Origin of the sequence: Vibrio hibernica, from assembly GCF_015223435.1 — a bacterium.
Taxonomy (GTDB): domain Bacteria; phylum Pseudomonadota; class Gammaproteobacteria; order Enterobacterales; family Vibrionaceae; genus Vibrio; species Vibrio hibernica.
In genome coordinates, this window is record NZ_VHKO01000001.1 from 100,678 (window position 1) to 123,497 (window position 22,820).

The window sequence follows — 22,820 nt, forward strand, 5'->3', positions numbered from 1 at the left end:
TTAATAATGAAGATAGCAAATCTGAATTAATTGTTAACTATTATTTACTGGTTATATAGCCGTCACTAGAAATTTTGTTAAACACTGCTAACCTTAGTTAAACAATCAGTAACTTAAATGCAATTCTATAGATACATTCAGCATGATAATGTTGGTGGTGTGTTTTTTTACATAAGTGAGAGGGCGCACTCTTTTTTCCTTTAATTTCAATCGAATAAACTTAACGAAAGTGTTCCGTTGTGCTAAATTTAGCCTGAATTTAAACATAATAAAATAGAGATTATTAATATGAAAAAATTAAAAATAGCAGTAGTGGCGGCTCTAGGAGTGACAACGCTTAGTGGTTGTATGGGGCAAATGGGTGTAACAGGACTGGTTGGTAAAGCTAACTTAATGGCAGTTGATAACCGTTATGCGCGTGAAGGCCTATTTCTTTTAATGAGCCCAATTTATGCGATTGCATCTGTTGGCGATTTATTCATTTTTAACGCCATCGAATTCTGGACTGGTAAAAACGTGATCACTGGTAAATCACCAGCCGTTGTTGATACTCCTGCTCCATCTTTACTTAAAGTAAATGATAAACTAGATAGCTCTTTGACTACCGTACCCGTTCAAGCGAACAATGCTGATATTGAAAATGCAACAATTGAACAAATTGATGCAAACACACTGCAAATGAACGTTGCTTATGTAAATGGCACTCAAAAAACATTGCGTGGTGTTAAATCTGGTGACCTAGTTACTTTTTATGCTGACAATCAACTTATCACCACCGTAAAAGTACAAGAGTTAGAAGATTACGTAGCCGCTGCTAAGCTGTAATTTGAGATAGTGTTGACTTGAAGCCACAGTTTAGATCCGCTCTCGGGTATATCACGTTTAAGCTTCATGAATAAAATGCAGAGTAGACTTCATCGGTCACTCTGCATTTTTTTATTTATGCTGGTTGTTAATATCATGATTTATAAAGATCCATGGTTTATAAAGATTATTACTGATAAAGATCATTGCCCATAAAGATCACATAATCTGATATTTACGACTTAAGTCCAACAGTCGTGGATTAAAAAAAACGACATAGTAGTAGCATTATATCGTTAATCGCAACGGATTATGGGAGCGGTGAATATGATTGAAATGACACTATTGATGATAGAGAAGAGCTTTCTTTTAATAGGTATTGGTCTAATTTTCATTAGCATGATTCAATATGGAAAGAGGAGTCAAGATTGGAAAGGTTTAGCCACTATCTTCTATAAACGCGTAGAAATGTCGATCAGTGAATTTAAATATTATAAATTAGGTGTGTCATTAGTGGTATTTGCAGTGGTATTGCGCATATTGTTTTTGACATTATGGCCATAATCACTAGTTAACTACTTATTTAACAAATAGTTATAGAGTTTTATCTAGGGGGAGGTTCTGAGGCTAAGATGGTTTTATGAGTTACTATCTTTCATAAGGTATCATAAAAAAAAATGAAATATCAGACTAGTAACAAAAATATCTGAACCTATAATACTGAAAACCGGAGCGCCTGCCAACGCTCCGGTTTTTTTGTGTCCGAAATATGCGAATGCTTCTGCCAAAGCGATTTTCGCAACGCAACTTGCTGATACAGTAAAGCTGCGAACTAGAATCGGACGCGTCATTATTTGTTTCAAAGGAAGTGTATAAAATGCGTATCGAACAAGAACTAAAGTTAGGCTTTAAAGATGTTTTATTTCGCCCTAAGCGTTCAACTCTAAAAAGTCGTTCTCAAGTAAACTTAACCCGCGATTTTACATTCAAGCATAGTGGCCGTCAATGGTCTGGTGTACCTGTTATTGCGGCTAATATGGATTCAGTCGGCACTTTTGCAATGGCGCAAGCGCTTGCTGAGCATAACGTAATGACTGCGATTCATAAGCACTATACCGTTGCTGACTGGGCCGATTTCATTAAAAATAATGAAGCTAAAGTTTTAAATAATGTCATGGTTTCAACGGGGACATCAGACGCTGACTTCCAGAAAACCCTAGATATTATGGCATTAACCGATGAGATAATTTTTATCTGTGTCGATATTGCTAATGGTTATTCTGAGCATCTTGTGGATTACGTGATGAAAGTACGCCAAGCTTTTCCTGATAAAGTGATTAGCGCAGGTAATGTGGTCACTGGCGATATGGTAGAAGAGTTGATTCTTGCCGGCGCCGATATAGTGAAAGTTGGCATTGGCCCGGGTTCTGTCTGCACAACTCGCGTAAAAACGGGGGTTGGTTACCCTCAACTTTCTGCCATTATTGAATGTGCGGATGCGGCACATGGCCTTGGCGGAACGATTGTGGGCGATGGTGGTTGTACTTGCGCAGGTGATGTATCTAAAGCCTTTGGTGGTGGCGCAGATTTCGTCATGCTTGGTGGTATGTTAGCTGGGCATGAAGAGTCAGGTGGCGAACGTGTTGAGCAAGATGGTAAAGCATTCATGAAGTTCTATGGCATGAGTAGCCAGTCTGCGATGAAGAAGCATTCTGGTGGTATGGCGAAGTACCGCGCAGCAGAAGGTAAAACAGTTTTGATTCCATTTCGTGGAACCGTGCATGACACTATCAACGATATTCTTGGCGGCGTGCGATCAACCTGCACCTACGTTGGCGCAGCGAAGCTTAAAGAGCTGACAAAACGCACCACATTTATCCGTGTTCAAGAGCAAGAAAATAACGTTTACGGACGTGAATAAACTGCTAGCTTAAACCTAAATTGGCCGCTTTTTTAAGCGGCCTTTTTTATGTCTAAAATTTACACGGATAAAAAGAATAGACATGCGATGAAAGTATACTGTATATTTAAACAGTTGTAGGGCGCTGGTAAAAAGGAAAATAGAATGACAAATGTCTACGAATTTAAGAAAAAAGAAGATTATGCAACAATAGAGCAAGTGGAACATTTACGCTGGATGTTTTCCCCTTTTAATTCTAATCGCGATCAATTCACATTAGCTAAAGTCAGCACCACACATCAAATCATGTCTTTTACTGATCGTGGTTGCACATTAAGCCCTAAAGAAATTCATGAATATTTAAGTGAAATAAAACCAATGCCAAAAAGTGCACATCAAATGGTTGCCAGTATGATGACGGCGTGTTGATAGTACAAACATCGAATAAAGTGCATAAAAAAAGCCAGTAACTAGGTTGAAGTGACCTTAAAGTTTACTGGCTTAATAAAAATCGTTAACGCACTTTATTGAGGGCTAAACAGAAAGATAAAATGATTAACGATTTAAACTACGGCTTTGTAACTCAAAAATTAATTTTTCAGCGCTACATTCAAATCTAATATGAGCCGTTAACTGTGTTGCATCATCAGTCATGTCTTCAATTTGATATTCAAATTTTTCATTTACACGTTTTGCTAATGCTAAATAAGGTTCTAGATGAGTGATTAGGGTTGCCTTATTTGGACCTTGAATATGAACATCTGCTACATCATCACCTTCCTTGATGATAAATCCCATTTCAGCACTGCAACCACAGGCTTCACAAACTTCGTTCTCAGTTATTTCTAGCTCTAATTCTTGTCTTTGATTATTCATGCTTATTGCCTTATAAGTAACGATTTACTCTATTTTACGCCTCATTTTTTTGCAAAACTAGCCAATAACCATGATGAAAATCAAACAATAGTTTAATTTCTGAAAGATTGTCCTTGTGAGGTAAAACCTATACCGGATAAACGACGGGAAAACCATAAGTAGGGTGTGGCTGAATAAATGTTGGATACCCGTAGACTTGTGAAATATTTTTTGGGGTTAATGTTTCCCAAGGAGTGCCATCTGCAATGATTTCTCCTTGGTTAAGTAATAAGATCCGATCCGCGTATTGCGCCGTTAAGTTTAAATCATGAAGTACGATAATGACGGTAGCACCGTTATCTGCCATTGTTTTCGCTAAAGATAGCGTTCTATGTTGATGGGCCAAATCTAAAGCCGACGTTGGTTCATCTAGCATAAAAATACAATTATCGGCTGCACTGCTTAATTGAGTGAGTACCCGAGCTAAATGAACTCGTTGTTTTTCTCCTCCCGACAGTGAAGGGTAAGAGCGCTCACTTAAATCAGAAATACCAACGGTTGCCATGGTTTTTTGAGTCGTTTGCTTTAAATCGTGATTATTCAGACTTAATGGAATGCCCCCTAACTCCACGACTTCTTTAGCCAAAAATGGGAAAGTAAGCGTACTTTGTTGAGGTAACATGCCAAGCTGTTTGGCTAACTGAGATTTATCCCAATCTTGCTGTGCTTTACCAAAATAATGCAAAGTTGGCTCTTGATCGTTATTAGTTAATTTAGGTTTCTTGGAAAGCGATTGTTCACCACTTAAAATTTTGAGTAGGCTACTTTTTCCTGTTCCATTCGGGCCTAATAAAGCGGTCACTTGTCCTTGGTAAATATCTAAATTAAGATCATTTAGTATAAGCTTATTGCCAAATTGTAGATGAATATGACGAGCTTTAATGGCGGTAGCTAAAGGTGCTGAAGTAGTCAACATTAAACAATCCGTCCTTTTTGGGAAAACAGAAGGTATAAAAAGAATGGGGCACCCACAATTGCCGTCACAATACCAACCGGTAATTCTGCAGGTGTTACGGCAACACGTGCGAACATATCCGCTAATGTTAGTAATAACGCGCCTAAAATGGCTGAAAATGGGAGTAGTGCGCGATGATCTGGACCAATTAACATTCGTCCAAGATGAGGGATGACGAGTCCGATAAACCCTATCATGCCACTTAAACTCACTGTAACGCCGACACCGACGGCGGTTAATAATATTAATTTACGTTTCAATGATTGGACTGGAACGCCAAGATGAATGGCTTCAGCCTCACCGAGTAATAAGGCATTGAGTGGCATGGCTTGTCGCATAAAAAATGCCAGTAAGCTGATTAATGTTATAGCGGCTAAACCAATTCCGGCCCAGGTAGCACCCGCTAACGAGCCCATTGACCAAAGAGATAAATCTCTCAGCATTTGATCGTCTGCAATAAAGTTTAAATAACCTATCGCGGCACCCGATAATGCGCTTATTGCGACTCCAGCGAGTAGCATTACGGTCACGGAAGTACCAAATTGGCTCGTACCTAATTTATAAACAATGATGGTCGTCAATGCACCACCTAAGAAAGCAAAAATTGGAACAGCGGCCATATCCATAAATAGCGGATAGTCTTGTTTTAATTCAGCGAAGAAAACAATGGCGAGCGCCGCGCCAAGTGCCGCGCCAGATGACACCCCAATAATTCCTGGTTCGGCTAATGGATTACGAAATAGCCCCTGCATGACGGCGCCACATAAGCCTAAAATTGCGCCAATTAATAAGCATAACAGTGTGCGAGGTAAGCGTACTTGTTGGATGATAAGCTCAACATGTATCGGCAAATCGTGTATCTTTGGTGTCATAAACGTAGGCAAAATATTTTGAATACTACTTTGAAGGCTGTGACTAAACGAAATATTCATAGGGCCGACAGAAATAGAGATCACGATGATCATACACAGTAACAATGTAAATGCCGTAAATAGAAGGCTAAAAGGAATATGGCGTAACATGTTACTTCCTGTCTAATAAGTTAAGGATAAATGAGAGTTTGGATTCGTTTTGCTTCGGCTAAGCTTTTTAGCCCTAAACCACCGACTAAAGCATGACCATCAATGGTAATAATACTTTTAGATTGACCAGCGGGTGTTGCTGCCAGCAGTGGCATTTTTTTCAAGATAGCGTCCGCGCCACCTAATTTATCAAAGCTACGACCGCTAACTAAAATAATATCAGGCTGCATTTCAATCATGGCTTCAGTTGAAATTGGCTTATAAGACTCTAATTTTTCAGCCGCTGGATTAACACCACCAACAAGTTTAATAATGGCATCTGGGGTAGTGTTTCTTCCCGCAACATTGGCAGGCCGCCCTTCATGGATCAGTAAGAAAAGAATCTTTTTCGCAGATGCTATTTTCTGCTGCGCAAGATTTTTTTGTTCTAACTGCGCCACTTTCGTTTGAATATCTCGTTCTAATGATTGGGCTTTTGATTGTGTATGTGTCAGTTGAGCAATTTCATTTATTCGTGTTAATAATCCATCAATATCACTCTGGCTATTGACCACATTTATTTTCACGCCAGCTTCTTTCAATGTATTGAGTGTCGAAGCCGGACCCATTTCATCGGATCCAATAATTCTACTTGGATTGAGAGCCAGTAAACCCTCGCTTGAAAGCTGGCGATGATAACCGACTACTGGTAATTCAGATTTTGTTGGTTGAGTACTCGTTAGATCGATAGCAACTAGTTGATCACTCGCGCCTAAAGCTTCTATTATTTCAGTGACAGCGCCACCTGCGCTTATGATTCGTTCAGCAGCCATTACCGCTGTTTGTGGCAAGAATGTTAGAACTACACTCAAAGTTAATCGATGAAAAAAAATGCCGATATTAAAAGATTTAAGTAGCGTAATTAATGGTTTGAAATTCATCATTTAGGGTCTTCCATGAGGATTTGTGTAGCAGCAATATTATGCTGATGTAAAAAGGCGAATAATTTGACGATATGCTGGATTTCTGCACTTTTATCCGCCGCTATTACGATTGGCTTTTCTGGGGATGTTTTGACTAATTCAACTAAGGCTAATTGGAAGCTCTCCCAATCTGACATTGCTTTGCCATCAATAGCCCAGAAAGGTGCTTTTTTTAAGATATTCAGTGTGATCGATTTATTATCAACGGCTTGAGTCGCCGATTGTTCAGAATTGGGAAGATCTACTTCTAGAGAGCTTAATTTTACCGAAGCGGTGAGAAGTAAAAATACCATGACGATAAAAATAATATCCAATAAAGGGGTCAGATCTGGCGTTAGTCCTGCTGTTGAATCAGACCGTTGTGAGCGGATCATGATAGTTCGACTGTATTAATGTCAGTATTCGTCACCGTATCTAAATGCGCTCTGTTACTTGGAGTAAGATCAACACCTTCTAACCATAAATTAAGACGATTTAACCCATGCTCTAAACGAAATATTACTCGTTCAGACCAAAGTGTGAATAATTGCGCTGCTGAGATTGCGGGTAGAGCAACAATCAAACCTGCAGCCGTTGTTCTCATTGCAAGTCCTAAGCCATCGGCCAGATCATTGGGGGTAATATTACCCGTGCTTGCTGCAACGCCTTTGAACATATCGATTAAGCCTAATACCGTTCCTAATAATCCTATTAATGGGCTAATTACACCGATCAGCGTTAATAACTTCAAACCACTTTGAAGTTGCAATCGTTTCTCTTGTAACCACATTTCGGCAATATCTTCACGTAATGCTTTTGGGGTATGTTGCTGACGAAGTAATAGACTTGCACCTTGATAGAGCAATGCTTTCTTGCCGGATAATTGTTCTGATAATTTAAATATTTGGGATGAATCATTCCGGTCAACATTATTTAAGTGCTGGGCCATTTGCTTGCGCCCAATATGTAAATTGAGCACAACATGGAGGCTGCGTTCAATTATGATAATAAGAGTTAGGAGTGAGCAGATGACTAATGGCCACGCCATTAAACCGAATTGTGCTTGAATATGTAAAATAAATACCATTGTTAATCCAACTTAAATCGAATAGGGATCTGGACACGATGTGCCATGGAAATACCGTTTACCTTTCTTGGGGTAAATTTCCATTTTTTAATTGCATCAAGTGCCGCTGCATCTAGCATATTGGCACCTGATGATGAAACTAATGTGCGTTTAATCTGTTGGCCAGTCTCATCCAGCCAGATTTCATAGGTTGCAGTCCCTTCAATCCCTTTGCGCTGAGCTAGACGAGGGTAGCGGGGCTTGGTAGGTGGTGAAATGAAATCAGGCTGATCGATCAAAATGGGCTGCTCACTGACGCCTTTTTTAGCATCTTGTTTGGTCATCATTTTGGTAGAGTGTTCTGTTTTCGTCACTGGGGTATCGATTTTTTTGACGCTTTTAACTGGCTTTGTCGATGTTTTTGTAGTGACTTTATTTTTTGGTACCGGTTTAATCGAAGGATGGTTTTGTTTAAGTGGTTTACTTAATGTCGGTTTTTTTCAGCTATCGGTTTCAATTTGGGCGCGGTTTGCTTTGGTTCTACAGGAGTGGCTTTTTTTTGCACGTTAGTCAATGGCGCTGCTGAAGAATTGGACATTACACTTGGTGATGCAGCGATTAAATTAATCGATACTTTAGTGCTATTGCTGCCTGCCGGCATAGCATAGGCTTTTTGATCATCTAACTGAGTTACCATTAATACATGTGCGCCAATCGCGATGGCAGCTGAAAATGTATAGCGACTGAAATTCACAAGATATCCTTATCAATGATCTTAGAAGAAACGTAATGACGGGAATTATTGATCAAGATGCAAATAATATCAATTATCATTTGCATTATTATTTACGTGAAATTATGATGCTTTTATACAAAAATAGTTGGTTATTAAATGGAATAGGTACGAATGGAATTAAGTCAGCAGAGTGATGTGACAGAAGTAAAGCTGGATAGCATGAAGGGTGCAGTATTAACGGCCATTACTGAGGACCCTAGCTTATTGCCTGCTAGCATTGCTCAACAGCTCAATATTTCAGAGCTTGAGGTGGTTTTATCATTACCTAAAGAGATGGCAGTGATTATTAGTGGAAGCCATGCACAAAGTATTTTAGAGCAGTTGGTTGGTTGGGGGCCGATGACCAGTATTGTGCATTCAAGTGGCTCTATTTTCGAAGTTAAAGCTCCGTTTCCAAAAGGAAAGGTAGCGCATGGTTATTATAATTTAATGGGGCGAGAAGGTGAGTTACACGGGCATTTAAAGCTTGAAAGCATGTCTAAAGTAGCTCTTATTTCCAAGTTGTTCCGTGGAAAAGAAAGCTATTATTTTGGCTTTTTTGATCAACAAGGTGACAGTATTTTTAAAGTTTATTTAGGCCGAGACAATAAACGCGTGTTGTTTCCAGATCAGGTAGAAAAATTTAAACAACTTCAATCCTCATTGAACTCATTATAAAGGGATAAATTATGCAAAACGAAGTTAAGCAGGAAAGATTACAAGGTCGTTTAGGCCCAGAAATCCAAGAGTTTAGAGATGAAAGAAAAACTATTCAGCTTGCTACCATTGATAGAGATGGTAAACCTAATGTGAGCTACGCACCCTTTGTGTCGAATAAAGACGGTTACTTTGTTCTGATCTCAGAGATTGCTCGCCATGCACGAAACTTACTAGATACTCCCAATGTCTCTTTAATGCTAATTGAAGATGAAGTGTCTGCGAAACAACTTTTTGCTCGTAAACGTTTAACTTTTGATGCAGTGGCAAGTGTTGTTGAGAGAAATAGCATTCAATGGCAAGCCGCTATTGCGCAAATGGAAGTTCGTTTCGGTGAAATAATATTAAGCCTCAGCCAGTTAGAGGACTTTAAACTTTTTTGCTTAAAGCCAGAGAAAGGTTTATTCGTAAAAGGTTTTGGTCAAGCCTTTCAAGTTTCTGGTGATGATTTAGTTGATGTGGTTCATTTAGAACAAGGGCATAAGAAAGTAGTTAATAGCTAACCAGCATCGATTATCTATAATGTGATTATCAGCCTTAAGGCGAAAAATAAATAAAAAAAGGGTCAGCTCATATGAACTGACCCTTTTTTCATTCTTGCAAGCAAAGGTATTGTAGCTCTCCCATTATTTAGGGATGTTATTGTATATAAATAATACACTTAGATTAACAATAGTATATTTTGAACATTTGTATATGAGATTTACTTCGTGTTTTGTGCAATCATTTTTCAGATTTATATTTGAATATCTAATGTGAGTCTAAAAAGTGAACCGCTTTAAAGTATTGCTATTTATTGATATGAATATCAGTATTTAATTGGTTATCTTGCAGTTACCTATAGATAAGAATATGGTAAACCGAATTATTTGTTTCAGTTCATACACTGATTGAATGCCTAATAGTAAAAGAATGGGATAATTATGATTTGGAAGAAAGAAGTTAATCTCGATATTTTGAATGCGAGCTCTAAGAATACGTTGATGGAGCATTTAAATATTGTTTATACCGATTTAGGTGATAACACCATTAGTGCGACTATGCCGGTTGATCATACTACTCATCAACCTCTTGGCATGTTGCATGGTGGCGCATCGGTTGTATTGGCTGAAACGTTAGGCTCATTAGCAGCCAATATGTGTGTGGATGATAACTCGTATTGCGTAGGATTAGATATTAACGCCAATCACATCAGAGCCAAACGCCGCGGCTTAGTCACTGGTACCACATGGCCCATTCATATTGGTGTATCAACACAAGTATGGCAGATTGAAATTGTTGATGAAGACAAGCGCTTGCTTTGTACTAGTCGTATAACCATGGCAGTGAAATCTCGATAATGATCATTGAATTCTCACACGGTAAAGTCATTGCTAATATGCACGAGGTCGTTGTACGGCTAACAGGCGTTGGGTTGGTGACATTACAAGCTCAAACCGATGCATTAACCTTGATTGGCCGTGGTGCTAATGTTGTTACCGCCTATGATATGCAGTGTCAGTGGTCAGTACAGCTTGATTCTCAAGAGCAGTTACAGCAGCTTTCTAATTTTATTGGTACGCCGATTCAGGAGTGATGGATTTATTACATCACGGACATTCATGAAATAATAAATAATAAATAATAAATAATAAGGCAATTTCTTCGTACATTCTTTGACACTTAACCAAAGAATTCTTCAGTTTAGCGTGCTAATCTAGGAAATATTTTTCTGACTTAAGATAGTTGAGTTTCCTCTTTATGAGCAGTCCTCGTTTACGTATTCAATTTGAACGTTTGTTTGAACATCTTCAAGGTGAAGATACTTCTATTCAGCTCGATGATTTGACTGATATTTTGTGTTGTACACGCCGTAATGCTCGTATTGTTTTGAATAAATTAGCCGATGAGGACTGGATAGAGTGGATCCCAGCGGCGGGACGTGGAAAACAATCGCAGCTTATTTTTAAACGTAATAAATATGATGTGAGTGAAAACCTTGCTAAGCGATATTTGGAAGAAGGTAAGATTGGACATGCTCTATCGGTATTAGATAATGACCCTTCTCGCCTAACGCAAATATTTCAAAGTTATTTGGGGGTCAGTCATTTAGAAGGCGAGCAGGTTGTTCGTTTGCCTTATTATCGTCAACTTGCCAATTTGAATCCTGTTAAACCTACTCGTCGCTCTGAACAACATATTATTCATCAAGTATTTAGTGGTTTGACAAAGCTTGATGAACAAGAAAATGTTCAGCCCGATCTTGCTCACCATTGGGAAATGCTTACCCCAACACACTGGCGCTTTTATTTACGTTCAGGAGTACGATTTCATAGTGGTGATCGTTTACAAATGAATGACGTTATTGAAAGTATTGAGAAAATGAGCACGATGTTACTGTTTCAACATATCGAATCGGTTATGTCACCAGCAACGAATACGCTCGATATTGTATTAAATAAAGCAGACCACTATTTACCATTATTATTAACAGAAACATTGGCTAAAATTCTGCCTAGTACTTCAGAGCGCTCAGACTTATTTGATTTAATCCCAAATGGTACAGGGCCATATAGAGTTACTCGCAATGATGAAACTCGATTAGTACTAGAAGCGCATGATCAATATTTTGGTTACCGACCTCTTATTGAGCGAGTGGAAGTATGGGTGATTGATGAATCACATTCTTCGATGGTTTACCCGAGTTTAACCAACCCAATGAAACCCAAAGAAGGGCAATTTATTGATGTTGAGCTTGATCCTGGCTGTACTTACTTATTATTAAATCAATCTACGGGACTGGCGAAAGATCCACTTTGGGCGGAATACTTTGCGAGCCGTTTGAATTCCTTTAGTTTATTACGAGAAATACCGAATCAAAAAGTAATCGAGCTTGGCTTGCTTCATGCTCACGGTTTAAAGCCGGGGTGGCATCACAGTGGCACTTATCATACTGACATTCGGTTACCATTTGGTGAGGAGATGTCAAAGCCTATGATCACGGTTGCGTATCACTCTATGCATCCTTTATTTCCTCATGTGGTTGCCGCGATTAAATCATTATTGAAAAAAGATGGCCTTCAGATCCGAACGATAAAATATGATATTGAAGTTGAAAACCCTCAAGAAATCGATCTTTGGCTTAAACCAATGGGATTAGCCAATAATCGAAAAGATGCGTTGATGGGTTGGTTACTCGGCTATAGTGATATAGATAAAATGAGCAAACCGGAGTTATTTAACAACTGGCAGAATTTAATTAATGATTGGCGGAGCGAGAGTTTAGCGTCATTTCCTGCCAAAATATTAGCGAAAGAGTTAGTACAAAGTAAGCAAGTTATTCCAATGTTCCATTGCTGGTTAGGGGTAGGTCAAGACCATTGTGGGTCATTACAAAATGCTACTTGTAATGCGTTAGGTTGGTTTGATTTTAGCCAAGTTTGGGTTAAACCTGAATAATTAGCGCAAAGGAGCGTAATCTAGAAATTGTTTAAAGGAGAGACTGTCATGAGTGTTATCACCGATAGCAATATTTTAAAAAATGATCAGGGTCGATTACAACCTTGTGCGGTTGTGCTTACGACAACGAACGATGATGAAATTACACAGTTACTTATTAGGCAACTTCTTGAAAAGCAACTAGCTGCATGTGTGCAAGTCTTACCTATTTCAAGTTATTACCAGTGGCATGGTGAAGTGAATCACGATCAAGAATCCTTGCTTATTATTAAAATGGTTAAGACTCAGTATAAAGAAGTAGAACGTTTGATTCTGGACCTAAATACTTATCAAGTGCCGCAAATTATCATGTTACCAATAGAAACGGGATACTTTGAATATTTGCAATGGATCAATAAACACGCTCAACCTGATATCTCCTAGCTCATCTATTATAACTTAGGCCACTGTCAGCCAATTATTTTTTAACTATGGATTTTTATGCAAACCGTCTCGATTTTAGTTGATGTACAAAACATTTATTACACCACTCGTGATATTTATCATCGTCATTTTGATTACAATGCCTTTTGGGCAAAAGTGATGAAAGAACGAACTTTAATTCATGCCAATGCTTATGCGATTGCTCGCAGTGATGATAAGCAAAAACAATTCCACAATATTTTACGCGGAATTGGTTTTGACGTGAAACTGAAACCGTTTATTCAAAGACAAGACGGTTCCGCTAAAGGTGATTGGGATGTTGGTATTGCGTTGGATGCGATTGAATTAGCCGAAATTTCGGATGTGATAGTGATTGCATCTGGCGATGGTGATTTTGACTTACTCGCTAAGCGTATTCAGCAACGTTACGGTAAGAAAGTGGAAGTGTATGGCGTTCCTGGTTTAACGGCAAATTCATTGATTGAAGCGGCAGATGAATATTTCCCAATTCAAGCAGATTTACTACTCTGATAGATTTGAATATGAAGCCGCTTTTAATTAAGAGTTCTCATTATTGAAAGCGGTATCAGAATATCATTACTGGTAGTTTTACGCGTGCTAAACACCAGTAATGAGTCTTTAAATAGAGCGAATGTCACCGCTGATACCCAAAGTGAGTTCGTTTACTCTAGTGATACAAGATAAGAACGAATAACTTGTAATACACCAGAATCTCGGTGACTAGGTGCACTGAAACGGGCAAATCTCTTCACTTCTTCGTGAGCATTATCAACGGCATAGGAATGGTAGCTGGCTTGCAGCATTTCAATATCATTAAAATAATCACCAAAACTCATGGTTTCTTCATAGCTAAAACCTAATGTGTTTTGTAGGTGCTTTATAGCATCACCTTTAGATGCTTTGATGTTCATAATATCGAGCCAAATTTTTGCACTTACTACTACTTTATGGCTTTGACCAAAGAGCTTATTGATTGTTGGGTGAACATTTTCAGCGGTTCCATCAAAATGGCAAATCGCGACCTTGATAAATTCATCTTCAACGCTTAGCAAGTCATTGACATATTCACAACGATGGTAATACTTTTGTATTTCTTCTAATGCCTTTGGATCTTGTGTTTCAATATAAGCCGATTTTTTACCACATAAAACAGTGTATGCACCCGCAATGGTACGAGCTTGCTTTATGATTTCTTTAATTGAAGGGGAATCGATGGTGCAGCTATACAACTCTTTATCCTGATGCATCACTAAAGTGCCATTTTCAGCAATAAACATCATTCTATCTTTTATGGGAAGAAAGCTTTCCACTAGGCTGTAATATTGACGCCCAGATGCGGCAGCAAACATAATGTTTTGGGCTTCAAGTTGGGCAAAAACGTTGAAAAAATCAGGATCTAACTTGCCATGTTGATCCAGTAAAGTCCCATCCATATCGGTCGCAATGAATTTGATTGTAGGTGATGACATTTGAATACTCACTCAATAATGGAATAAAAATCATATAGGAAGCTGAGGCTTATTATATAAAATCCAATAAAAAACGCCCATCTATCAATGAAGTTGATTACTTCATAACAGAGTAGGCGTTATGTTATCGGCTATAAACCTAATCTAACTAGAGTCGTTAGATTAACAGTTTAGTAAATGAATTTGAAATTAATCCAAGTGAATGCTGTTAGTGCGATAAATACAAAAGCAGAACCGTAAAGCAACCCAACATGCAGCGCAATTTTGATTGCACTTTTCAATTTATTGCTAAGGGTTGTTTTAGGTTGTTCTGCTGTAAATGTAATAGTGTTCATACCTGGCCTTTAATGTGATTCACGTCACAATTAGACCATTTTATTTGAACTTGATCAAGTTTTTGTGTGTTTTTTCTACATTATTTTAATGTGATGTTAACGATTTCTTTATAAGTTAAAAACAAACGAGCATCAAACTCAAGCTGGTGATAATCAGGTTCCATATGACAACATAAAGCATAAAAAGCTTTGTTGTGATCTTTCTCTTTAATGTGCGCGAGTTCATGAACTACTAGCATTCTAAGCAGCGGCTCGGGAGCATCTTTAAAAATGGAAGCAATACGGATTTCATTTTTAGCTTTTAATTTTCCACCGTGATTACGAGAAACAAAAGTATGTAAGCCTAATGCATGATTAACGATATGGATTTTAGGATCGTAAATGACTTTCGACAGTGGTGATGATTTTTTCAAATAACGATTTTTGATTTGTATCGTGTATTCATACAGTGCTTTTTCTGTTTTGAGGTCATGCATTTTAGGGTACTTAGAGTTCAGCCATGACTTTAACTTATCATTGTTGATCAGTTGCTCGACCTGAGTTAACACTTGTTCAGGATAGCCTTGCAGATATTTAAGTGTTGGGTTATTGGTCATACTTATTCTTATTTGAACTCACAGCCTTGGCGCTGGGAGTTCAATTTTGGTGAGTGGTGTTCTATCTAGGCGTTTAGCTTTAAATCCGTATGAATTATGAAGCTTTAAATTGTGCTTTGCGTAAACGGTTCAACGCAGCCATTACATCAAGCGTTCTTGGTTTAGCTAAATCACCATTATTCGGCAGGGCTTGATGCCAGTTTCCCGCTAAATATTGTTCGAATGCTTGAGCCGGGTTCTCGCTCCAACCTGGTTGCTGTGATAATAAGAACCACAACCAACCAATGGTATTTAACTCACAAATCGATTCCATTTGTTCTAAAGCTGAAAGGTTAACGTGTTCTTTACCAAATCGAAGGGTATGAGTGCCTTTCCCTTGAATACGGAATTTTCCTTCCGCTAAGATTTTTTGCAAACAACCATTTTGGAATGAACGGGCTGGGTGCGCGACAAGCTCGTTTTCCACTTCATGGTTACGTTGACTTGGATGTTGCTTCACTACTTGTTTTGCTTTTTGAGTCACATCAAGCACTTGGTAATCATGCATTTGAATGACCGTATCCGCAATATCAAAGTAATCACCAGATCCGCCCATAACAATAATGGAGGATACACCTTGTTCATCACGCAACTGACCAATACGATCCACCAGTGGTGTAATTGGTTCATCACCTTTGGCAACCAATGCCTGCATGCGCTCATCACGGATCATGAAATTGGTCGCCGAGGTATCTTCATCTATTAAAATCGTACTGGCACCTGCTTCCAAAGACTCTTGCAGCCAAGCCGCTTGAGAGGTTGAACCGGAAGCATCTTGGGTTGAGAAATTAGTGGTATCTTTCCCCATTGGTAAGTGATTTATATAATTAGACAAATTCAAATTATGAACGCTGCGACCATCTTCAGCTCGGATTTTCATTGCTTGTGGATCGGTAACGATATATTCACGGCCATCCGTTGGAATATGGTCATAGATAGAACGTTCAATCGCGGTTAATAATGTTGATTTACCATGGTAACCACCGCCCACAATTAGGGTAATGCCTTTAGGAATACCTAAACCACGAATATCACCACGGTGCGGTGTATGGAGTGTGATGGCTAAAGAATCTGGCGCGCTAAAAGTAATGGCTTCTTTCATTGGCAGATCGCAATCACCAGATACGCGTGGTAATACGCTGTTATCGGCCACAAATGCTACTAAGTTATTAGCCGCTAATTGACTGCGTAGGGCAACTTGATCTTCAGTAATTTCACAATGACGTTTTAAAGCGTCAATATCGATTTCACGCGCAAGGGTGGCGCGGCGAATAAACTTCGGCAAATGGAAGGTCAAAATATTAATGGCTTTTTTGCCTAAAATTTGTCGACCATCGGCAGGCAGGTTCACACGAAAGCGCAGTTCGATTCCATCTTCAGTAAATAATACCGCGGTATGATCTAAGATCGTTTGCCCATTAAATGCGATATCAACCGTGGCTTCTGGTTGTGCTAATTTAGAAAAATAACGAGCAATATAATCGCGAGCAGCGCGTTGATAATCTTCCGATTCTTGTTGCAACCATTGTAGATCGGTCAATGACCAAGCACGTTTGGCGCGCAGTCGAGAAGCGGTGGCATGCGGATCACCTTGAACCGTATCGATGAAAAGATCGAAATCAGTAAAATTATATTGGCCTTTAATTTGTTGATAGGCACGATAGTTTTGTTTTTCGATGCTTTTCAGAGTGTAGATCAGGTTTTCCATAGAATATCAGTTTCGCTTTTTTAGGTGGGGCAAAATAATGGCGCTGAGTATAACCTGAATTGGGTTTTAGGCGAAGAGATTAAGGGCGTAGAGGAGAAGGTGATCGTGCCGGAAGACAGGATCCGAGACCCGAAGAAGGTTAAGATGATCTTCTTCGGCTCTCAATCACAGTTTGATCCTATATCGGCTTTGCTTTAGTTGTTTGTTTTGCTAACGCTTGTAATTCTTCCATTGAAATATCTTGCGTATAATCGACACCTTCAAGTCCAAAGCCATTGGTTTGCATGAATTCTTTTTTCACTGCTTGATAATCACCAATAGATTTAAAATTATCAGCAGTCATGCTTTCCATCATGATCTTAACTTGGGCTTGGATATTAGCATCCATTTCTAAATCATCAATTCGGATTAAACGCTCAGCGTCTACGGGGATAATTTCTTGACCATAGAGCTTGGTGGTAAATAAACGCTGCATTTGTTCAATACAACCTTCATGGGTTCCGTTATCTTTCATCGCTTTGTATAGCGCAATGAGATAAGGCGTTAATGTTGGGATGAACACACTGGCTTTGGTCACTAGAGCCTTGCAAACGCTCACATGTGCAGAGCCATTAAAATAGGCCATTTTTAAGTTAAGAGAATGACTGGCTTGGTGTAAATCAACTTTTGCCCAGCCAAGTGTGCCATCACGATAAATAGGATAATTAGCCTCGCTGCCAATGTAAGAAAATGCAACGGTTTTACAGCCATCAGCGAGTGATTCATTGTTGATCAATGTATCTATCCAGCTTTCCCAATCGGAGCCGCCCATGACTTTTATTGTAGATTCAATTTCAATATCCGTTGCCGGTTCAATAGTACTCTCAAGCCATGAGTCATCTTCTAATAACACAGTTGCACCAGTGACGCTGTCACCAATTGGTTTAATGCTCGATACCCATTTATTTCCGGTATTGTGGTCAGGGCGTATTCCCGTTGCTAGGCTATAAATAACGAGGTCAACTTCACCTTCAAAGTAGGTTTCAATTGCTTCGATGACTTGCTCGCGAGTTTCTTTGGCAAACGCATCACCTACGATATTGATTGCAATTCTTCCTTCTTTTTCGGCTTCTTGCTTGAAGAAAATATTGTTATACCAACCCGCACTTCCAACGCCTTTATCGGAGGGGCCGCGTTCAAATGACACGCCAATGGTATCAGCTTGACTACCACCAAAAGTAAGCGCAATACGTGAAGCTAAACCAAAGCCTGAAGATGCCCCTAAAATTAACACGCGTTTAGGACCATTTTTGATTGATACAGCTTGTTTTACGTAATCAATTTGTTGCTTAACCGCAGCTCTACACCCATAAGGATGGGCAGAGCGGGCAACGACGCCTTTAATGATGGGTTCAATGACCATATGTGATCCTATGTATGCTTTTTGTTTGGATGAAATATATTGATAAAAAATTATAGATTCAGAATAAATTTATTTTTGAAAACTTTTATTGAGCGAAAAGGGTATAAATGGCTTTTTTTCGAAATAAAAGGAAAAAAATTGTTTCAGATCATAAATGAAATCAACAATAACCGTGGTTACTCAGGATGAAAGAGCTTCATTCGCAAGTGAACCATTATCATCACAAATTCGTATTAGACATTACATTCACAGTATTGATTGCAGCTGAGTCGCCATGAATTGGGCGATCCACGGTTGTGCTTCCGCTTTTGGATGCAAACCATCTTCTTTTATCCATTCAGGTTTAACGATGACATCTTTTAGAAAAAAAGGTAACAAAGGGATGTTTTGTTGTTTGGCTAATTCAGGGTATAAATGAGAGAAGGCTTGGGTATAACGTTTACCATAATTAGGTGGAACCATTATCTGCATCAGCGCAACTTGGCTACCAGAATTTTGACTCAGCTTAATGATTTTAGTGAGGTTACGAGTAATGGTTGCAGGAGGAAAGCCGCGCAACCCATCATTAGCCCCTAATTCAATGACCACCCAATCGGGATTATATTGGTTTAGTAGTGAGGGCAATCGAGCAAGACCATTACCGGTTGTATCACCAGAAATACTGCCATTAACAACCTTGGCATTTATACCTTTAGCTTGCAATTGATCCGGCAATAACGCAGGCCAGCTTTGTTCGATAGACATTTGGTAACCGGCACTCAAGCTATCTCCAAGTATCAAAATGGTTGGATTTTTTGGGCTTGCTTGCACCATGTTCACTTGTGCTAATGACGTTATACATAACATCATCAATAAGGAAAATATTCTCATCATGTCTCAATCACCTATAGCAAATAAATCCGCAGATATAATCACTGAGTCTACCGCGTCAGATCCTAAAAAGGTAGCCGTTATCACAGCGCAAAGTGTTGCCAAAGTGGTTAGTACTAAGCAAGAACAGCTAACCATTTTACATGATGTGGATCTTTCTATTTATGCTGGCGAAAGTGTGGCATTAGTTGGAACCTCTGGCGCGGGTAAATCGACATTAATGACCTTATTGGCGGGATTGGATACACCCACAACGGGCGAGATAAGTTTATTGGGTAAGCGGTTGTCTCAATTGGATGATGAAGCGAGAGCGGCGCTGAGAAGTGATGCTATTGGGTTCGTTTTTCAAAGTTTTTTACTTATTCCCACTCTTTCAGCATTAGAAAATGTCACCTTGCCTTGCTTATTAAAAGGTGAAAATGAAAATATTGAGCGTGCGACAACGTTATTAACGGAAGTAGGCTTAAAAGATCGTATTCACCATACTCCAAATCAGTTATCCGGTGGAGAGCAGCAGCGTGTTGCACTAGCACGAGCATTTATGATTAAACCTCAGATTTTGTTTGCTGATGAACCGACTGGGAATCTAGATCAAATTACCGCAGCCAACATTATTGAGCAATTGTTCGAATTAAATAAAGCTCACGGTACCACTCTAGTATTAGTGACACATGACAGCGATCTTGCCAAACGTTGTGACCGTATTTTTCATATGCAAGCGGGATATTTAGAAGAACAACATTGTGACCAAGATTCTGAGGAGAAATAATGAAACATTCTCCAGTCAATAATGAGCAAAACCCTGAGATACCTAAAAATATTAATACGGCGCGATCTTTACCTAACAAAGCGTTATTAAAATGGAGTTGGCGCGAAATCAAACATGGTCAATTATGGCCAGTGGCAATGGCATTGACGCTGATTATTGCTTGTGTGTTTGGTCTGGCAGCTTTGGCTGATAGGCTTGATCAAGTAGTGGTTATGCAGGGAAAAAATGCCTTAACAGCCGATACCGTTTTTCAATCATCGAACCCTTTACCTAAAATCTTACTGGATGAAACTCACAAGCAAGCATTAACTACCGCGACCCTGACACGTTTTGCAACGATGGCATTTAGTGACAACCACATGCAATTAGTGACGGTAAAAGCGGTCGATACGGCTTATCCATTACGTGGCAATATGGAATTACAACGTGGTGACGAACGTTTAAACCATGTCAGCTCAAATCAATTATGGCTTGAACCTCGAGTCATGGAGCAGTTGCAAGTTAAGATAGGTGACGGCGTAACAATTGGTGATGCCGATTTTAAGGTGTCAGGGGAGATTACCCAAGAGCCGGGGCTAGCCTTCAATCCATTTCAACAAATGCCAAGTGTGTATATTCATCAATCGGATGTAGCTAAAACGGGCGCAGTACAGGTGGGTAGTCGTGTCAGCTTCCGCTTATTTATTAATGCCTCAACAGCTCAAATTGATGGGTTAAAAAAAGATCTGTCTTTAACGCCAAGCGATCGCTGGGTTGATCAAGACTCTCAGAGTCGCACATCAGAAGTGTTTGACCGTACTAAACAATATCTCTCTCTAACCGTGGCGATTGTCATTGTGATGGCGGCTATTACGTTAGTTTTAACCTGCCAACATTATGTTGCGAGTCGTCGTCAAACTATTGCCATGCTTAAAAGTTTAGGCGCGCAAAAACCTTGGCTTATTCGTTGGCTTACGCTGCAAATTGGTAGCTTGTTTGTGATTGGCATGATCGCTGGGGCGGTTATTGGCATCATATTGGAAATATTGTTGCGTATTCCTCTTACCGATGTATTGCCTGATCCTTTACCAAGTTATGGTTGGATGCCGTTAATACTGTCCATCGGAACTTGTTTTGCTATCGGTATTCCCGCATTAGGGATCCCACTGTTAGGATTATTAAACACCTCTGCGGCCTCTGTTATGCAAGCAACACCGACTCGAATATCGAAGAAAGCATGGAGCTTAGTACTATTGCCATTGGGGTTATTAATACTGGCTTACGGTAGTAATACCTTGGTGTGGATGGTGCTTGTTAGTATTGTAATACTGTTTATTGTACTCGCTATTATTAGCTTGTGTTTAGCTCGCCTGTTGCAAAAAATCCCCGCATCTCCAGCATTAAAACTGGCTTTAAGTCGGATTAACCGCTCATCGATTGCGAGCGGTATTCAATTTGGCGCACTGGCGTTGTCATTAATGCTGATTGCGATGATTTGGTTGGTTCGCAGTGATTTACTCAGTGATTGGCAGCAAACCCTACCTCCGGATGCTCCGAATGTATTTGCACTTAACATTGCCGATTATGAAAAAGATGCGTATTTACAACATCTAGATGATGCGAAGCTTATTCGTTCACAGGCGTATCCAATCATTCGTGGTCGGATTAGCCAAATCAACGGAGAGGATGCAAAAGAATACGCGCATGGTGAAGATAAAAGTGATTCATTACGTCGTGAACTAAATTTCACTTGGGCTGATACGTTGCCAGAAAGTAACGATTTACTTGAAGGAACATGGGGCGAGCCGGGGAGTGTTTCGGTGGAATCTGGTGTCGCAGACGATCTTGGTTTAAAAATTGGCGATACCGTTTCATTTGTGATCAGCAGTCAAACGGTAAGTGCCAAAATTAACACTATCCGTAAAGTGCATTGGCGTGAAATGAAGCCGAATTTCTACTTTATTTTTACACCTGATGTTTTAAAAGATATTCCCGGCACTTGGCTGGTGAGTTTTAAAGCGCCAGAAAGTTCAGCGTCGGCCTCTACGACTAATAGTCAAATTGATGCCAATACTTTTTTAAATACCTTATCTCGTGATTTTCCAACCGTGAGCTTGATGGACATTCGAACCATGGCAGGGAAAATTCAAGTTCTGCTGACTCAAATAGTTTGGTCGATCACGGTGTTAGCAGGTTTAGGCGTGGTGGCCGGTTTACTGCTTATTTTCACTTTGCTTAGGTTGAGCTTATCGCAGCGTCAGCAAGAAATTCGTTTGTACCGAACGTTAGGCGCGAGTCGTAAGCGCATTAGTAGAACGGTGTGGTATGAATATGGAATTATGGCGTTAATCGCAGGGCTAGTGGCGTGTATGGGCGCAGAAGCCAGTGTCGCGAGTATTATGAAGTGGGGTTTTGAGCTCGATCCTAGTTGGCATTGGGGGTTATGGATTAGTCTCCCTGCATTGGCTTTTGTTACTTTAGCTTTGGTGCTGAAAACGCTAATTCGTCAATTATTAATCCCAATGAATAAAGTTAACGACTAGGAAAAGTGTTAATAGGATTATGAGTTATCCACAAAAACGGTGGATAACGATTGGGATAACTCATTTACTATTTTAAGGCGGTTGGCTTGTAGACCATGAGATACAATTGTTATCGAAATTTGGTTATGCACAT

27 protein-coding genes are annotated in these 22,820 nt (G+C 39.5%); 13 read left to right on the plus strand and 14 right to left on the minus strand.

What is annotated here, in order from left to right; genetic code table 11:
- Positions 1–288 precede the first annotated feature (288 nt).
- The 4 genes from FH976_RS00400 to FH976_RS00415 all read left to right on the plus strand — a co-directional run bounded on the left by FH976_RS00400 (position 289) and on the right by FH976_RS00415 (position 3,133).
- A complete protein-coding gene (locus FH976_RS00400; protein WP_194088927.1) occupies positions 289–825 on the plus strand; it encodes a DUF3332 domain-containing protein in 537 nt (178 codons plus the stop codon).
- A 306-nt stretch (positions 826–1,131) separates the two neighbouring features.
- Positions 1,132–1,368, plus strand: coding sequence for a hypothetical protein (locus FH976_RS00405; RefSeq protein ID WP_194088928.1), 237 nt, complete (start codon positions 1,132–1,134; stop codon positions 1,366–1,368).
- A gap of 313 nt (positions 1,369–1,681) precedes the next feature.
- The gene (locus FH976_RS00410; protein ID WP_194088929.1) at positions 1,682–2,725 is read left to right on the plus strand and encodes a GMP reductase; all 1,044 of its coding nucleotides are present in this window, start codon (positions 1,682–1,684) and stop codon (positions 2,723–2,725) included.
- Between the two features lie 144 nt (positions 2,726–2,869).
- Entirely contained in the window at positions 2,870–3,133 is a 264-nt protein-coding gene (locus FH976_RS00415; protein ID WP_194088930.1) for a hypothetical protein, read from the plus strand.
- 126 nt (positions 3,134–3,259) lie between these two features.
- On the opposite strand, the gene FH976_RS00420 is transcribed toward FH976_RS00415, so the two are convergent.
- The 8 genes from FH976_RS00420 to FH976_RS00455 all read right to left on the minus strand — a co-directional run bounded on the left by FH976_RS00420 (position 3,260) and on the right by FH976_RS00455 (position 8,357).
- On the minus strand, positions 3,260–3,580 hold the full coding sequence (locus FH976_RS00420) for a DUF406 family protein (protein ID WP_194088931.1): 321 nt from the start codon (positions 3,578–3,580) through the stop codon (positions 3,260–3,262).
- 127 nt (positions 3,581–3,707) lie between these two features.
- The gene (locus tag FH976_RS00425; protein ID WP_194088932.1) at positions 3,708–4,535 is read right to left on the minus strand and encodes a heme ABC transporter ATP-binding protein; all 828 of its coding nucleotides are present in this window, start codon (positions 4,533–4,535) and stop codon (positions 3,708–3,710) included.
- Complete coding sequence (locus tag FH976_RS00430; RefSeq protein ID WP_194088933.1) at positions 4,535–5,596, minus strand: FecCD family ABC transporter permease; 1,062 nt, start codon at positions 5,594–5,596, stop codon at positions 4,535–4,537. Before FH976_RS00430 ends, FH976_RS00425 begins: the two co-directional genes overlap by 1 nt.
- Before the next feature lie 20 nt (positions 5,597–5,616).
- Positions 5,617–6,408: a heme/hemin ABC transporter substrate-binding protein gene (locus tag FH976_RS00435; protein WP_228767301.1), complete on the minus strand. Its 792-nt coding sequence runs from the start codon at positions 6,406–6,408 to the stop codon at positions 5,617–5,619.
- A 107-nt stretch (positions 6,409–6,515) separates the two neighbouring features.
- The gene (locus FH976_RS00440; protein WP_194088934.1) at positions 6,516–6,932 is read right to left on the minus strand and encodes an ExbD/TolR family protein; all 417 of its coding nucleotides are present in this window, start codon (positions 6,930–6,932) and stop codon (positions 6,516–6,518) included.
- Complete coding sequence (locus FH976_RS00445) at positions 6,929–7,624, minus strand: MotA/TolQ/ExbB proton channel family protein (RefSeq protein ID WP_194088935.1); 696 nt, start codon at positions 7,622–7,624, stop codon at positions 6,929–6,931. Before FH976_RS00445 ends, FH976_RS00440 begins: the two co-directional genes overlap by 4 nt.
- 2 nt (positions 7,625–7,626) lie before the next feature.
- Complete coding sequence (locus FH976_RS00450) at positions 7,627–7,977, minus strand: energy transducer TonB (protein WP_324187398.1); 351 nt, start codon at positions 7,975–7,977, stop codon at positions 7,627–7,629.
- 110 nt (positions 7,978–8,087) lie between these two features.
- Positions 8,088–8,357, minus strand: a complete 270-nt coding sequence (locus FH976_RS00455; protein WP_194088936.1) for a hypothetical protein — start codon at positions 8,355–8,357, stop codon at positions 8,088–8,090.
- 201 nt (positions 8,358–8,558) lie between these two features.
- Between FH976_RS00455 and hutX the strand changes: the two genes are divergently transcribed.
- The 7 genes from hutX (at position 8,559) to FH976_RS00490 (ending at position 13,487) form a co-directional block, all read left to right on the plus strand.
- Positions 8,559–9,056, plus strand: coding sequence for a heme utilization cystosolic carrier protein HutX (gene hutX, locus FH976_RS00460; protein ID WP_194089101.1), 498 nt, complete (start codon positions 8,559–8,561; stop codon positions 9,054–9,056).
- Between the two features lie 11 nt (positions 9,057–9,067).
- Positions 9,068–9,598 (plus strand): heme utilization protein HutZ, encoded by a 531-nt coding sequence (hutZ, locus tag FH976_RS00465; protein ID WP_194088937.1) that lies wholly within the window; start codon positions 9,068–9,070, stop codon positions 9,596–9,598.
- A 417-nt stretch (positions 9,599–10,015) separates the two neighbouring features.
- Complete coding sequence (locus FH976_RS00470; RefSeq protein WP_194089102.1) at positions 10,016–10,435, plus strand: hotdog fold thioesterase; 420 nt, start codon at positions 10,016–10,018, stop codon at positions 10,433–10,435.
- Complete coding sequence (locus FH976_RS00475; RefSeq protein WP_194088938.1) at positions 10,435–10,671, plus strand: DUF3389 family protein; 237 nt, start codon at positions 10,435–10,437, stop codon at positions 10,669–10,671. The genes FH976_RS00470 and FH976_RS00475 overlap by 1 nt, the downstream gene beginning before the upstream one ends.
- A 164-nt stretch (positions 10,672–10,835) precedes the next feature.
- Entirely contained in the window at positions 10,836–12,533 is a 1,698-nt protein-coding gene (locus FH976_RS00480) for an SgrR family transcriptional regulator (protein WP_194088939.1), read from the plus strand.
- A gap of 48 nt (positions 12,534–12,581) precedes the next feature.
- On the plus strand, positions 12,582–12,956 hold the full coding sequence (gene cutA / locus FH976_RS00485; RefSeq protein WP_194088940.1) for a divalent-cation tolerance protein CutA: 375 nt from the start codon (positions 12,582–12,584) through the stop codon (positions 12,954–12,956).
- 57 nt (positions 12,957–13,013) lie between these two features.
- Positions 13,014–13,487, plus strand: coding sequence for a LabA-like NYN domain-containing protein (locus FH976_RS00490; protein WP_194088941.1), 474 nt, complete (start codon positions 13,014–13,016; stop codon positions 13,485–13,487).
- 152 nt (positions 13,488–13,639) lie between these two features.
- Here FH976_RS00490 and FH976_RS00495 read toward each other — a convergent pair whose 3' ends face one another.
- The 6 genes from FH976_RS00495 to tesA form a co-directional block, all read right to left on the minus strand.
- Positions 13,640–14,446 (minus strand): Cof-type HAD-IIB family hydrolase, encoded by an 807-nt coding sequence (locus FH976_RS00495; protein ID WP_194088942.1) that lies wholly within the window; start codon positions 14,444–14,446, stop codon positions 13,640–13,642.
- A 170-nt stretch (positions 14,447–14,616) separates the two neighbouring features.
- Complete coding sequence (locus tag FH976_RS00500; protein ID WP_194088943.1) at positions 14,617–14,781, minus strand: hypothetical protein; 165 nt, start codon at positions 14,779–14,781, stop codon at positions 14,617–14,619.
- Between the two features lie 80 nt (positions 14,782–14,861).
- Positions 14,862–15,377, minus strand: coding sequence for a YgjP-like metallopeptidase domain-containing protein (locus FH976_RS00505; RefSeq protein ID WP_194088944.1), 516 nt, complete (start codon positions 15,375–15,377; stop codon positions 14,862–14,864).
- Between the two features lie 94 nt (positions 15,378–15,471).
- Entirely contained in the window at positions 15,472–17,124 is a 1,653-nt protein-coding gene (locus FH976_RS00510) for an ABC-ATPase domain-containing protein (protein ID WP_194088945.1), read from the minus strand.
- Between the two features lie 178 nt (positions 17,125–17,302).
- The gene (gene fabV, locus FH976_RS00515; protein ID WP_194088946.1) at positions 17,303–18,526 is read right to left on the minus strand and encodes an enoyl-ACP reductase FabV; all 1,224 of its coding nucleotides are present in this window, start codon (positions 18,524–18,526) and stop codon (positions 17,303–17,305) included.
- A 246-nt stretch (positions 18,527–18,772) separates the two neighbouring features.
- Positions 18,773–19,399, minus strand: coding sequence for a multifunctional acyl-CoA thioesterase I/protease I/lysophospholipase L1 (tesA, locus tag FH976_RS00520; RefSeq protein WP_194088947.1), 627 nt, complete (start codon positions 19,397–19,399; stop codon positions 18,773–18,775).
- On the opposite strand from tesA, the gene FH976_RS00525 reads away from it, so the two are divergent.
- Positions 19,398–20,165 (plus strand): ABC transporter ATP-binding protein, encoded by a 768-nt coding sequence (locus tag FH976_RS00525; protein ID WP_194088948.1) that lies wholly within the window; start codon positions 19,398–19,400, stop codon positions 20,163–20,165. The two genes, tesA and FH976_RS00525, sit on opposite strands and share 2 nt — an antisense overlap.
- Positions 20,165–22,687 carry an ABC transporter permease gene (locus FH976_RS00530; protein WP_194088949.1) on the plus strand — a complete coding sequence of 841 codons (2,523 nt, stop codon included), beginning with the start codon at positions 20,165–20,167 and terminating at the stop codon, positions 22,685–22,687. Before FH976_RS00525 ends, FH976_RS00530 begins: the two co-directional genes overlap by 1 nt.
- Positions 22,688–22,820 lie beyond the last annotated feature (133 nt).